This is a genomic window from Dorea hominis (genome assembly GCF_014287705.1).
Lineage (GTDB): Bacteria > Bacillota > Clostridia > Lachnospirales > Lachnospiraceae > Dorea_D > Dorea_D hominis.
In genome coordinates this window covers 1-13,924 of the sequence record NZ_JACOOY010000011.1, presented here as the reverse complement: position 1 = coordinate 13,924, position 13,924 = coordinate 1, and the positions used below count along the sequence as shown (strand labels likewise).

13 protein-coding genes are annotated in these 13,924 nt (G+C 43.2%); 2 read left to right on the top strand and 11 right to left on the bottom strand.

All coding sequences use genetic code 11. The features are described 5' to 3' along the window. Nucleotides 1-149: 149 nt before the first annotated feature. On the top strand, nucleotides 150-938 hold the full coding sequence (gene tpiA, locus H8S07_RS09160) for a triose-phosphate isomerase (RefSeq protein WP_118519847.1): 789 nt from the start codon (nucleotides 150-152) through the stop codon (nucleotides 936-938). Between the two features lie 154 nt (nucleotides 939-1,092). On the opposite strand, the gene dhaL is transcribed toward tpiA, so the two are convergent. Continuing rightward, the gene (dhaL, locus tag H8S07_RS09155; protein WP_186855917.1) at nucleotides 1,093-2,859 is read right to left on the bottom strand and encodes a dihydroxyacetone kinase subunit DhaL; all 1,767 of its coding nucleotides are present in this window, start codon (nucleotides 2,857-2,859) and stop codon (nucleotides 1,093-1,095) included. A gap of 146 nt (nucleotides 2,860-3,005) precedes the next feature. Then, complete coding sequence (gene rpiB, locus H8S07_RS09150) at nucleotides 3,006-3,452, bottom strand: ribose 5-phosphate isomerase B (protein ID WP_021860151.1); 447 nt, start codon at nucleotides 3,450-3,452, stop codon at nucleotides 3,006-3,008. Between the two features lie 90 nt (nucleotides 3,453-3,542). On the opposite strand from rpiB, the gene H8S07_RS09145 reads away from it, so the two are divergent. Beyond that, nucleotides 3,543-4,328, top strand: coding sequence for an HAD family hydrolase (locus H8S07_RS09145; RefSeq protein ID WP_186855916.1), 786 nt, complete (start codon nucleotides 3,543-3,545; stop codon nucleotides 4,326-4,328). Nucleotides 4,329-4,445: 117 nt separating this feature from the next. Here H8S07_RS09145 and H8S07_RS09140 read toward each other — a convergent pair whose 3' ends face one another. The 9 genes from H8S07_RS09140 to H8S07_RS14930 form a co-directional block, all read right to left on the bottom strand. Then, nucleotides 4,446-5,531, bottom strand: a complete 1,086-nt coding sequence (locus H8S07_RS09140) for a M24 family metallopeptidase (protein WP_021860149.1) — start codon at nucleotides 5,529-5,531, stop codon at nucleotides 4,446-4,448. Nucleotides 5,532-5,673: 142 nt separating this feature from the next. Beyond that, nucleotides 5,674-6,315, bottom strand: coding sequence for an HAD family hydrolase (locus H8S07_RS09135; RefSeq protein WP_186855915.1), 642 nt, complete (start codon nucleotides 6,313-6,315; stop codon nucleotides 5,674-5,676). An 85-nt stretch (nucleotides 6,316-6,400) separates the two neighbouring features. After that, on the bottom strand, nucleotides 6,401-7,906 hold the full coding sequence (locus H8S07_RS14770; RefSeq protein WP_186855914.1) for a xylulokinase: 1,506 nt from the start codon (nucleotides 7,904-7,906) through the stop codon (nucleotides 6,401-6,403). A gap of 16 nt (nucleotides 7,907-7,922) precedes the next feature. Then, nucleotides 7,923-8,975: a 2-hydroxyacid dehydrogenase gene (locus H8S07_RS09125; RefSeq protein WP_021860146.1), complete on the bottom strand. Its 1,053-nt coding sequence runs from the start codon at nucleotides 8,973-8,975 to the stop codon at nucleotides 7,923-7,925. An 86-nt stretch (nucleotides 8,976-9,061) separates the two neighbouring features. Then, entirely contained in the window at nucleotides 9,062-9,715 is a 654-nt protein-coding gene (locus H8S07_RS09120) for a class II aldolase/adducin family protein (RefSeq protein WP_021860145.1), read from the bottom strand. An 86-nt stretch (nucleotides 9,716-9,801) separates the two neighbouring features. Beyond that, nucleotides 9,802-10,839 (bottom strand): 2-hydroxyacid dehydrogenase, encoded by a 1,038-nt coding sequence (locus tag H8S07_RS09115; RefSeq protein WP_021860144.1) that lies wholly within the window; start codon nucleotides 10,837-10,839, stop codon nucleotides 9,802-9,804. Nucleotides 10,840-10,843: 4 nt separating this feature from the next. Further along, nucleotides 10,844-12,373 (bottom strand): FGGY-family carbohydrate kinase, encoded by a 1,530-nt coding sequence (locus tag H8S07_RS09110; protein ID WP_186855913.1) that lies wholly within the window; start codon nucleotides 12,371-12,373, stop codon nucleotides 10,844-10,846. Nucleotides 12,374-12,379: 6 nt separating this feature from the next. Further along, a complete protein-coding gene (locus tag H8S07_RS09105; protein WP_118660582.1) occupies nucleotides 12,380-13,324 on the bottom strand; it encodes a sugar-binding transcriptional regulator in 945 nt (314 codons plus the stop codon). Between the two features lie 435 nt (nucleotides 13,325-13,759). Beyond that, a partial coding sequence (locus H8S07_RS14930; protein WP_186855912.1) for a dihydroxyacetone kinase family protein occupies nucleotides 13,760-13,924 on the bottom strand: 165 nt, incomplete at its 5' end.

The window sequence follows — 13,924 nt, the reverse complement described above, 5'->3', positions numbered from 1 at the left end:
GTGAATATTTACTATTATTTGCGCCTATTCTTTCGTTTTTTTTCGTTTTTTCGTTTTGTTATTTTTTTGTCATGGATTTTGTTGCATTTTTTTCGTTTCGGATGTATAATGAAACCAACAATTTTTCATATAGAATCGAGGAGGATGACATGAAGAAAAAGTTATACTTTGGAAGTAACCTGAAAATGTACAAGCCTATCAAGGAGACTGTAGAATATCTCCAGTCACTGGTTGAACATACAAAGGACATCAGCCGTGACGAGATTGAACTGTTCATCATTCCTTCCTATACAACACTGGAAAGTGCAGTGAATAAAGTAGACCGCAATTATATAAAAATCGGTGCACAGAATATGTGTTGGGAAGACGAAGGTCAGTTTACCGGAGAGATTTCACCGGTTATGTTAAAAGAACTCGGGCTGGATCTTGTAATGATCGGACATTCCGAGAGACGTCATGTATTCGGAGAGACAGACGTTGAAGAGAATAAGAAAGTAAAAGCCGCTCTGAATCATGACTTCACAACTCTGCTCTGCATTGGTGAGACTGCTGAAGAGAAGAATTTCGGTATCAGCGCAGAAGTGCTCCGCACACAGTTAAAGGTCGGCTTCCACGATGTTCCGGTTTCACAGGTTCCGAATATCTGGGTTGCTTATGAGCCGGTATGGTCCATCGGTGTAAATGGAACACCTGCTTCCGCAGATTACGCGGAAGAGATGCACAAAGTTATCAAAGAGTGTCTGCAGGAGATCTTCGGTGATGCTTCTAAGGACATTCCGGTTCTGTACGGTGGAAGTGTCAATCCCGGCAATGCCAATGAACTCATTGTTCAGCCATCTATTGACGGATTATTTACCGGACGTGCTGCATGGCAGGCAGACAAGTTTGACAAGCTGATCCGTGATGCAAAAGCTACTTACGAAGCAGCACAGGCATAAGTCCTTTTGCTGTTTGCTTACTTATATTATTTATCAATTCCAAAAGAAGCCCCGTTTCACCGGTATGTGTGAAACGGGGCTTCTGCTGTTATTTCCCTATTAGTTTTTATCCACAATACAGACTTTGAATTTTGTAATTTATCCACACTGCTTTTTACTTCTCTTCACAGATATCCTCTACAAATTCACGCATTCCCTGAATGATCAGCCACACAGACGTTGCTCCTGCATCCTGGTATCCGATGGCACGTTCCATCAGTGATTTGGCGCGTCCAAATGCTGCCTGATATTTCTTCGTGTTCTCGACACCTGCTTTTGCGGCTGCCTCCGCTGCGCGCAGCATCTCGGCCAGGCTCTTTTCACTGTTTGCTTCCATTGCCTCTACTGCCGGAGCAAGTGCATCCACCATCGTCTTATCACCGACTTTCGCTTTGCCTCTCTCCTGGATTGCTGCAAGGCTTTTCTTTTCCATATGCGCCAGTTCTTCTGCACCAATAGCCTTCTTCGCTTCCATGCCTTTGGCACCGGCAAGATACAGGCTTCCGAAAATAACACCGGATGCGCCGCCCATTGACAGGAGCATTGCCTTTCCTGCCGCCTCGAAGAGTGCATAGACATTCTCTTCATTCTCCATGTGGGAGAGTTTTTTCTTAACTTTCTGCATGCCGCCCGCCATACCGATTCCATGGTCTCCATCACCAATGGCACTGTCTACTTCTGTCAGATATGGTTTCTTTGCAATGATCTTATCGGCAATATATAAAAGCATATTTCTTGCATCAGCCGCATTCAGTTCTTCCAGAATTCCGGCTTTGCTTCTTACAATCTCTGCCGCTTCCACGTCATTTACATCAAATTCCGGTTCTGACTTAATCTGTACATCTTCCGTCTGGCCGCCAGCTGCTTCACCGGTATTTCCCGTAAGCTCTCCCTTCGCGTAATACGGACAGTAACATGGCATATCATAGTATTTCTTCAGTTCTTCATCCAGTTTAAATAAAGTAATGGAAAATCCACCCATTTCCTGACTGGTACAATAATTGTTCAGATCTGTATCGTAAACTTTGATTCCATCTGCATCCAGAAGCTTTTTCACTTTGCGGAAAACAATTGCAAGTTCTGTGATCGTTGTAGAACCGAGACCGTTTACAAGTACACACACTTCATCGCCCGTTTTCAAATCCGAATCGTCCAGAATCTGCTTATACATCTTCTCGGTAAGAACATCTGCATCTTCCCACGTAGTGCGCAGTACACCGCGCTCGCCGTGCAGTCCCATGCCGTATTCAATCTCGCCTTCGCCCAACGTAAATATCGGCTGTTCCACTCCCGGAAGCTGTGCAGGTGCAGTTGCAACACCAATCGTTCTTGTATTATCTCTTGCCTTCTCCGTAACTCTGACAACTTCTTCTAATTCCAGTCCTGCATCACATGCCGCACCTGCGATTTTCACAACAAATACATCTCCTGCGATTCCGCGTCGGTCCTCGATACGCTCCTGCGGCGCGGATGCTACATCATCCCACACGCGCACATGTGCTGTCTGGATTCCATCGTCATTTAAGAACTCTTCGCCCATATCAAAATTCAGATTATCTCCCGCATAGCAGCCATACACAAAAAGAACACCTTTTCCCTGCTCGACTGCCTTCGCTGTCTGGTAAATCGTGTTCGGATCGGGGGATGCAAATATATTGCCGCACGCCGCTGCATCTGCAAGTCCTTTTCCGACAAAGCCGGAAAACATCGGTTCATGTCCGCTTCCTCCGCCGATCACCAGTGCCACTTTGTCTTTTCTTCTCTGTTTTAAAATCACACCGTTCACATCCGGATGTTTAACATAATATCTACTGTAAGCGCTGATATAGCCTTCCATCATCTCGTCTACAACGTGTTCCGCATTGTTTATAATCTTCCGCATCCTGCTGTCACCTCTTCTGTCATTATTTATATCTAAATATCTGCCGCTGCAGCTCTCTTCTGGCTACTGCCTCTATTATGATTGTCACGTCATTATAGATTTAAAGTTAAAAGATGCCCTTACAGGCATCTTTAACAGACCATTTCTTAGTTATCTTTATTCTCAATCGCCATGATCATATCGACACGAGTCTGGTGTCTTCCACCTTCAAACTCAGCGCCAAGCCATTCATCAATGATCATCTTCGCAAGCTCAATGCCCACAACACGTGCACCAAACGCTAAAATATTTGTATTGTTGTGCTGTTTGGACAGTTTTGCAGAATACGGTTCTGAGCATACAACTGCTCTTACGCCTTTTACTTTGTTGGCAGCCAGCGAGATTCCAACTCCTGTTCCGCAGATCAGAATTCCGCAGTCTACTTCGCCGGATACAACTGCACGTCCGACTTTCTCACCAAATTCCGGATAGTTACAGCTCTCCGGTGTGTTGGTCCCATAATTGATAACTTCATATCCTTTCTCTTCCAGATACTCCATTACCTGATTCTTCATCTCTAATGCTGCATGATCGTTACCAATTCCAATTTTCATAGTATCTATCCTCTTCTTTCATTTAATTTCTTTTTATATTATAATAGTTACGGATTTAATTAGCAAGATACGAAAAGGAGAATACACTTTATGATAAAATACATCGCCAGCGATCTGGATGGAACATTACTTCAAAATGGGGCGCAGAAACCGGATAATGAAACTTTAGAACTTATCCGCCGGCTCACCGAAGCCGGAATTCATTTCATTGCCGCCAGCGGCAGACAGTATATCAATATGTACCGTATGTTTGGTCCTGTGCAGGATATGATTTCTTATGTTTCGGAAAATGGTGCTCTCGTCATGGATCAGCACAAAGCCGTCACCAAAGGCTCTCTTGACCGTGATCTTGTCCTTCGCATCACTGAATATGCCAAAGGATATCCGGCATGCAACTGCCAGCTTTCCTGCGAAAGCTACTGTTATACTGATTCCAAAGATCCATTTTACATAAAACATATGACTGACGTTGTCCAGTATGATATGGCGGTTGTGGATAATTTAGCTGACATAAAAGAACCGTTTTTAAAGCTTGCCATGTGTGATTTCTCCGGCAAAGGAACTTCCGCAATTGAGCCTTTCTTCCGCAAAGAATTTGGTGATGAGATTAAGATCGTCACTTCCGGAAACGAGTGGATCGATTTTGTCGCACCGGATATTAATAAAGGAACTGCTCTTGAAAAACTGGTACATTATCTTGGATTTGATATGTCTGAAGGAATTGCTTTCGGCGATCAGTTTAATGATATCGAAATGCTTCAGATGGCAGGCGACAGTTATGCGCTTTCCGGATGCGCGCCGGGCGTTGAAGCTTATGCGAACCACATGACAGATTCCGTGCAGGAAGTACTGAAGAAAGTGCTTGCTGAATTATAAAGACTACTTTACAACAAAAAAGCACCGCCCCATAACCGATACAAATCAGCTATGGAACGATGCTCTTTCTTATGTATAAATTATACCATTCTCAATAACTTGTCCTAAGAGTTCTTCTTACTCTTCCGGAACAATGATCAGATCTTTTGTGAAGTCATTCAGAACTTCGCATCCGTCTTCTGTGATGATTACAAGGTCTTCGATACGGACACCGATGTTCTCATCCGGAAGATAGATTCCCGGTTCAACTGAGAAGCACTGTCCAACCTGGATGATATCTGTATTTACAGAAGATACATCACCGAACTCGTGGTCTTCCAGTCCGATAGAATGACCTGTTCTGTGTGTGAAATACTCTCCGAAACCTTTCTCCTCGATGTAATTTCTTGCAGCAAGGTCAACGTCGCACATTCTTGCGCCCGGTTTTGCAGCTTCGATACCACGTCTGTTAGCTTCTACTACGATATCATAAATCTCTTTTGCACGATCAGAAACTTCTCCGATGAAGACTGTTCTTGTCATATCAGATGCATAGTTGTCTTTGAATCCACCGATATCAAGGATTACGCAGTCTCCGCGTTTTCCTTTGGAATCATCTGTTACGTGATGTGGATCAGCTGCTCCGTGTCCATAAGCTGTGATCGGATCGAAGGATACATCTTCACATCCTAATTCTTTGTAGATCTCACGCATCTTAGCGTTCAGTTCTTTCTCTGTCAGTCCTTTTGCTACCCAAGGAATGATCTTCTCCATAGCAACATCGTTGATCTTAGAAGATTTTCTCATTAAATCCTGTTCTTTCTCATCTTTGATCATACGGATGTAGTCGATGATCGGAGAACCGTTGACGAATTTGCTTCCTCCGCCAAGTTCCTGCAGGCGGATTAAGAATTTGGATGGCCATGTCTTGTCAATACCCATGGTCTTGTCTTTCTCTACATATTTGCTTAAGATCTCTACTCCGTCCTCAATATCATCATAATAAATGATATCTACTCCGAGATCTCCTTCCTGTGGAAACAGTTTGTTGATTACAAACTTATGATTTCCATTCACATTCAGATACAGTGCTAAAAGTCTCTCTCCCGGGAAGATCCATTTACCTGTCAGATAAAAAATCGCAACCGGATCGGATACGATCATCTGTGGTACATCATGCTCCTCCATTGACTTTAATACTCTTGTTACTTTTCCCTGATCCATTGTCTGTCCCAGCCTTTCTATTTATTTATAGACATTTTAAATCGGCAGTGAAACACTACCGATTTAATTTTGATTACATTATATGCTTTTCCATAACAAAAGTCAAATTTGTCAGACGATTTTTTGTATCATCTTCTTTTTATTATACTTTTATTTCCCGTATACTCTTAATCTGCTGATCTGCTTTCGATATATCCTGCATTCCGGAAGTCGGATTGTCATATCCGTAGCAGAAAATGCCTGCTGCCTTCGCAGCTTCGATTCCCGCACGGGAATCTTCTACTGCCACAGCTTCTTCTGCCTTCACTCCGGTAAGTTCAAGCACTTTCAGATATACATCCGGTGCCGGTTTCTTCTTCGGTATCTCATCTCCGGAAACCGTCACATCAAACTGCTCTGCAATTCCCAGAAGCCTGAGCGAATCATCTACAAGAATACGGGTAGATGAGGAAGCAAGCGCAATTCCCATTCCTTTTTCCTTCGCATCCATTATCAATTCTACCAGCCCGTCCGATGGCTTTACATCATTCTCTTCGATTTGCTTTGCCACCAGGTGATACTGCTCTTTTTCCAGTGCGTAAGGCTCTCCCTCAATCTGATAAATCTCGATTACCTTCCGCCAGAATCCGCTGGATGATTTACCCACGGCTTCCGGCATCTTCTCATCCGGAATGATCCCATATTTTTTAAACATCATCTGCCTTGCATTCTCATGCAGTGGCTCGCTGTCTAAGATCACTCCATCCATATCAAAAATGATTAATCTTGCATCTTGTTTCCCCATAATTCTATCCTCAGTCTCCATCCTTCTTATTATCATTGTTTCCTGCACATTTTTCAGAACTGTGTCGCTTATTATTTTACATTTTTTATTTGATCTGTGCAAGTACCGCAAACTGCGATTTCAAACTTTGATAAGAATCCAGATAGATCTGATATAACTCTTTATATATCGGTATCCATTCTTCCACCGGCTCTACAATTTTCTTAATCTGTAATGCCGCCCTTGATGCGTCTTCCGGTGTCTTGTACTCGCCCATAAATGCTGCATTCATGTAGCCGAGTCCACCCGGTGCTCCAAGATTTACTGACGGTATCTTAATCTCCTGGCCGATGACAGATGCCTTGATCTTCAGCCAGATATCACTCTTGCTGCAACCACCGCAGCAGATGAAATCGCGAATTGGGATTCCTGTCTTGATCGCCTGATCCAGATTATCCTGCAGTGCAAAACTGGTGCCTTCCATAACCGCACGTAACATTTCCGCACGGGTTGTATTCATATTCAGCCCCATAAAAGTTCCTCTTGCATTCGGATCCCAGATTGGTGCACGCTCTCCTGCCATATAAGGGAGGAAAATAAGTCCTGTCGGATTTTTTGCACCGGCTTCGATTTCTTTATTTATTCTCGGATAAGCGTCATTTTGCGGTGTCTCGCCGCCGTACAGCGCATCGCGAAACCACTTCAGTGAACCGCCGGCTGTATTCATAGCACCGAATAAAATAGTTGTGTTCTCTTTCACACCACGAAGATAAGAAAGTTCATTACATGTCACAAGTCCGTCAAATCCAAACATGACAACAGAACTTGTTCCTGTCATCTCTGCAATGCTTCCATCTCCGTAAACGCCTACTTCCAGGGCTGCTGCCGATGCATCTACTGCACCACCTAAAACAACAGTCTTCGTAGAAAGTCCGGTCTCTTCTGCTGCTTTCTTTGATACATGTCCAATGACATCCATACAGTCATAAATGTCCGGCATGATCTTCGTATCTCCGCCAATCGCTTCAAATAATTCTTCGCTCCAGCAGTTGTTATGCACATCGTAAAGCTGTGTCAATGATGCATGTGTCGCATCAATGGAAAATACTTCTGTCAGTTTATAATTGATATAACCATTCACCTGAAGAATCTTATGACATTTCTTCATCATATCCGGATGGTTACGTAAAAACCACATAAGCTCTGTCAGCGTAAAATACGTGTCCAGACGGTTGCCGGTGATCTCATACACCTTCTTCGTACCGATCTTCTCTTCTAATATTTCTAATTCTTTGGTGCTTCTCCGATCCATCCAGATCAACGCATCGTGCAGCGGCTCGCCTTCTTTTGTCATAGGAAGAACTGCCGGTGCCTGACTGCTGACAGAGATTACTTTAATATCTTCTGGGGCAACCCTGCTCTCGGTGAGAATAGACCTTATGGACTCTGCGACGCCCTTCCACCAGTCTTCCGGATTCTGTTGTGCCCATGATGCCTTCGGAAGCAGTGTCTTGTACTCTCTTCCAGCTTCTGCTACGACCTGTACACCCTCGCCAAAGAGAATACATTTTACCGTAGTCGTTCCTATATCAATTCCAATGGAATATTTCACCTTGAACGCCTCCCCTCTACTTCAATACCTCCGGATTGCAGATGAATTTCGGCTGCTCATGTGCCAGAATTTTCTTAACATCCGTAAGCACGATTTCTGTCTGATGTCCAACAATATCTCTTGCTGATCCTGCAAGATGCGGTGTCAGAACAACATTTCTCAGAGATAAGATCTTATCTCCTGCCGGAATAGGTTCAACCGGATATACATCCAGACCTGCTCCAGCAATCTTTTTATCTTTTAATGCATCGTATAATGCGTCATAGTCCAGAACTTTCGCACGTGCTGTATTTACAAAATAGGCTGTAGGTTTCATAAGTGCGATCTTCTCTCTGCTGATCAGTCCGACTGTCTCCGGAACAACATTGCAGTTTACACTGATGAAATCAGCTTCTTTCATAACTGTATCCAAATCTACTTTCTTGGCATCCAGATAATCCATCTGCTCCTGTGATACATATGGATCATAAATGATCAGGTTCATGCCAAGTGCATGTGCTCTCTTTGCAACTTCTCGACCGATCATACCGAAACCGATCTGTCCAAATGTCTTGCCATACATCTCCGGTCCGCCGCCATATAATGCGAAAGGTGCATCCGGATCCATGGACCACTCAGACATTGTCTCAGCACGCTTTCCACCGTTGTCGTGATACTGTACATTTGTAAGCTGGTCTGTATATTTTAACAGATGATCTGTTAAACTCATGTTCTTGGATACACACATCAGAAGTGCGATCGTGTGCTCAGCAACAGCAATCGCATTTCTTCCACCGGCTCTTAATACCGGAATTCCTTTTGCTGTAGCAGCTTCGATATCAATACTTGCAAATGCTTCGTTACGGCAGCATACGATAATCTTTAATTTTTCTGCTGCATCAATAACTTCTTTTGTAATATCTTCAAATTCGGAGATCAGAAGTTCCACGTCTTTAATTTTCTCTTTCATCTCCGGTACCGGCATCTTAATTCCGGTTACACCATATCCTGCGAACTCATAATCTGTAGTGATTGTTTCCAGCATATCTGTGTAGTTTTTGTCAAATCTTGCTGTAATTAATGTTTTCATTGGTCATATCTCCTTTTTTTACATCCATCTCTGCTTAAATAGCGCCGGGAGCTTTAAAGCCCCCGGTTATCATGCCTGTAAACAGCTTATTTCTGTCCGTATTTGTGAAGGAAGAAATCATGGAAGAATGCAATATCTTCATCGGAGATCTGTACCGGTCCACCGATAGACTGTACATTGATATATACCATAGCTGCTTTTTCCAAAACCTGTGATCCTGTTAATGCTTCGGAAAGATTTCTTCCGATTGTAATCTCTCCATGGTTAGCGATAAGAGCTCCTGTACGATCTTTTAAAGCTTCTACAACTGTCTTAGCCATCTCCTGTGATCCTGGCATTGTGTAGTCTGCAACACGAACATCTCCACCAAGAATCTGTACCTGGTCATCGCAGATCGGAGGAATTGGTTTTCTTGCTGTAGCCATTACCAGTGCGTAATTAGAGTGTGTATGTACGATACCGTTCATTTCCGGTCTGTCTTTGAAAATAGCTGCGTGGATCGGTGTTTCTACAGATGGTTTTAATCTTCCTTCATATTCCAGAGTGTTCATATTTACAAGAACCATATCTTCCGGACATAAGCGATCATAATCCATTCCTGAAGGTGTGATTACCATATATTCATCATCTACACGAGCAGAAATATTTCCCCATGTTCCTGCTACCAGTCCGCTGTGGTACATTTTCTTAGCTGTTTCACATACTTCAATCTGTGCTACTGTCACTTTGTCTCTGTTCATTTTCATTTCCTCCTTAACCCTTTAAGATCCTTCTTTTTCATTTTATTTTTAAGATGCCTGCCCATGCAGGCACCTTAAAGTTCTTCTTAGTATCTGTACTGATATAATAAATGTTCGCCGTTCAGGAATCTTCGAACGTCAGATACAATCTGTTTTGTATGATTTACAAGTACGTCATTTGTTGCTCCTGCAATATGCGGTGTAATTACAACGTTGTCCAGCTCTGTTACATATGGATGGTTGCTTGCGATCGGCTCACTTGCATATACGTCAAATGCTGCTCCCGCGATTCTCTTCTCACGAAGTGCTTCGATGAGTGCTTCTTCATCCAGGATCGCTCCTCTGGAAGCGTTGATGAAATATGCAGTTGGTTTCATCAATGCGATTCTTTCTTTACTAATGATTCCGGTTGTTTCCGGTGTAACTTTCATATGGCATGTAATGAAATCAGACTCTTTCATCAGTTCTTCTACTGTATTAACTTTGCGGATACCGATTTCCTCAATGTCAACTTCTCCCTGATATGGATCGTAGATCAGAAGCTGCATGCCAAATGCTCTTGCGATATGTCCTACACGTCTTCCGATACTTCCGTATCCGAGGATACCAAGAGATTTACCTTTTAACTGTGTACCTTTAAATACCATGTAAGGTGCATCCATCTTCATATCCCAGATAACGTCTGCTTTCAGTCCTTCTTTTGTTGTCTTATGTGCATCCGGGTTGCCGGTATATTTTCCTTCTTTTAATGCTTTGTATGCCATCGGAATCTTTCTTGCGATAGAAAGCATCAGACCGATTGTCATCTCTGCTGTGGAATCTGAGTTTCTTCCAGGTGTATACAGAACCGGGATTCCTCTTTCTTTTGCAGCTGCCATATCAACATTTACCGGCGTTGCTCTTGTGCATGCGATCAGTTTCAGATTCGGTGCACCTTCGATAACTCTTCTTGTAATATCATCATAGCTTGTGATGATAATGTCTGCATCTTTTGTCTTCTTTACAAGCTCGTCCTCTTCCATCTTCGGAAGTCCGAGTGCCCATCCGTCCAGCACGACATCGCCCATCTCGTATAATGGCTTTAATTCTTCTTCATTGTACTCTGCGGTAAAAAATATTTTCATTTCTCTAATCCTCCTTGATTGCCTGAATTTTCTTATTCATCTGGTGTCTGTAGTCCCAGATCTGTTGATTGTGAATCCGTACCTGTCTGAAAAGTTCATATAACAGATCGTATTTTTCTGTACGTTTCAGATTCGGTTCGTATGTCTGTTTAAATACACAAGCTTTCTCTACCGCCTCCTCATAAGACCTGTATATTCCAAGTTTCACACCTGCGATCAGCGCAACACCTTTTGCACCAAGTTCTTTTCCTGCAGGTATCATAACTTTCATTCCCATTACATCTGCAATCATCTGTGCCCATACCGGGCTCTTTGCTCCGCCACCGGCAAGATATAAAGTCGCATGTTTATCTACATTCTGCAGACAGTCGCGGATAGAAAGACTTAAGCCTTCGTATACTGCCCGGATCAGTTGTTCTCTCGTTGTAACCTGGCTGATTCCGAAGAAGCTTGCTCTTGCATATGGATGATAAAACGGAGCTCTCTCTCCCGCCACGCTGATGTACGGATGATAAACGACTCCGCCGCAGCCTACCGGCACGCTTTCTACCATTTTATCAATCTCAGTGAAATCTTTTGTATTTGAAATATTCTGAAGCATCCAGTCAATGTTTGGTGTGCCGTTCAGTGTCGGCTGTAATTCTACATACAATTCTTTGATCGGATGTTTTTCGTATCTGGAATTCTCTGCTCCAAAATCGCAGTCTTCCTTGCGCATAACCATCTCACTGGCACATGTTGTGCCGAGGATGACGCAGGCATCTTTCTCATGGATCGCACCAAGTCCGATTGCTGTTGCTGATGTATCCAGTGCTCCGGCAACGACCGGTGTACCTTTGGCAAGTCCGGTCTCTTCTGCCACGCTGTTAAGGATTGTTCCGACTACTTCATCTGAATTCACCGGATCCGGAAGGTAATCACGATATTCAAAAATATCTAATTCTTTCATCAGATCTTCTGCAATCTTACCGGTCTGTGCATCGATCAGGGAAGTGAAACTGTCGGTGATCTCTGTTCCGATCTTGCCGGTCAGATTATAACGGATCCAGTCTTTACAGAATAATATCTTATACCCCTTATCCAGCACATCTTTGCGATGAGACTTCATCCACCGCAGAAGCATCATCTGATTGCCAAGAAGCGGCGGGGTTCCGGTTGTCCGGTGATAAAGTTTACCGATCTCAGGATGTTCTTCCGTGATCTTATGTACTTCTGCAACTGCACGTCCGTCACACCAGAGAATTGCATTCTGCAACGGCTTTCCTTCTTTGTCGATCAGCCAGCATCCTTCTCCCTGTCCGGTAACTCCGATGCCTTTGATATCTTCTGCTGCAACTACTTTTGAATCCATCAGTTCTGTAATGCAGGCTTTGACTTTTTCCCATACGATTGTCATATCCTGTTCTTCATTGTTCCCACCGTCGTTAATCGTTTCGCTCACACGGCTTGCAACCTGTATCTCTGTACCTTTCTCATCGAACAGGACTGCCTTGACATTTGACGTTCCGACATCAATTCCCATAATATAATCCATGCTTTATCACTCCTCTTCTTTTACGATCTCAAGAATCTCTCTTGCCGTCGTTTCATCTGTAATCAATGTATCTATACAATTCGTACGAAGAGCTGCTTTGATTGCCTGTACTTTCTTGGCACCACATGCTACAAGAATTACATTTGGAATTCCCTTCAGGCATTCTACATTGGCACTCAGCAAACGATCTGACAATGGACAATTATCCCAGGATCCGTCTTCTCTGATTGGATTCATTGCAATATCTCCAATAAATCCCTCTGCACGGAGCATCTGTATATCTTCCTTTGTAATATGTCCTCTTGTGCACATCGTAGACTGCTCTGTTAATTCACCAACTCCAAGTACCGCTATATTGCACTTCTTCATTAATTCAAAAGAAGCTTTGATACTTCTCTCCTGCATCAGCATCTTCTTTGTATCTTCATGTTCTACAACCACCGGCGCATATAACATATAACTTGCACAGTCCAGCTTGTTCGCAAGATTTCGTGCGATCTCGTCAGACTTTTCAACCTTCTGTTCTATGTTCTGTGCTCCCATAAGCTGTACAACCCGGCATTCGCTTCTCTTGTGATAAACCATCTGATCTACAACCTCTGCCAGTGTGTGTCCCCAGGAAACTCCTACTGTGTCTCCCTGCTGAATCTTATCCTCCATATACTGGGCCGCTACGTTTGCTACTTTATATATTGCTGTATCTCTCTCGCCATAATCGCTGGCTACTATCACCTGTTTTAAAGTATAGGCTTCTTCCAGCTTACACTCCAACTCAATATTATCTCTTTCGTAGCCTTGGATACTGATATTTACAATTCCAAGATCCATCAACGAATTGATGATCTGATTCACTTTCTGTCTTGTGAAGGAAAGACGTTTTGCAATCTCATCTTGTGTCATTCCCAGGGTGTAATACCAATATGCAATCTTTATATATACATCTTCTCTCATATATCTCTCCTTGGTTACATTTGTAATTTTATATTACATTTGTATTTAGTATAGCATTTTTTGTGCTTTTGTCAATAGTTCTCGGACATATAAGATGGCACTTTTTTGCCTTAAATACGCCATTTTTCAAGCTTTTCATGACACTTTTTTCACAATCCTAAAAGAAGCCGGAAGATGAGTCTTGCTCTCTATCTCCCGGCTTCTTTTAAGCTATCTCAGAACTGTCTTTCCGATGTATGATAGTTCCTTATGCTGTTTAGTTCTAAAAATGCCATACAAATTGTTTCGTACTTCGTACTCCCACAATTCTGCCCTACATTCGCATATCGTGAAGCTTACGATCCACTTTTATGCCCATATTCGGGGCGGGGCACTAAGTCATAAAACCTCTCACGTGCAAGCACATCGTGGTTTCAGACTTGTGCCCCTGGCATCTTATAATAGTTCGCTGATTCCGTCCGCCATTGCGCTGAGGATAATGCAGCAGGAGGTTGCTCCTGCATCCAGCACGCCTCTGGATCTCTCGCCCAGACGGCTGGAACGTCCGAATTTTGCTACCATGTCCTTGGTAGAATCGCGTCCTGCTTCTGCAGCTTTCTT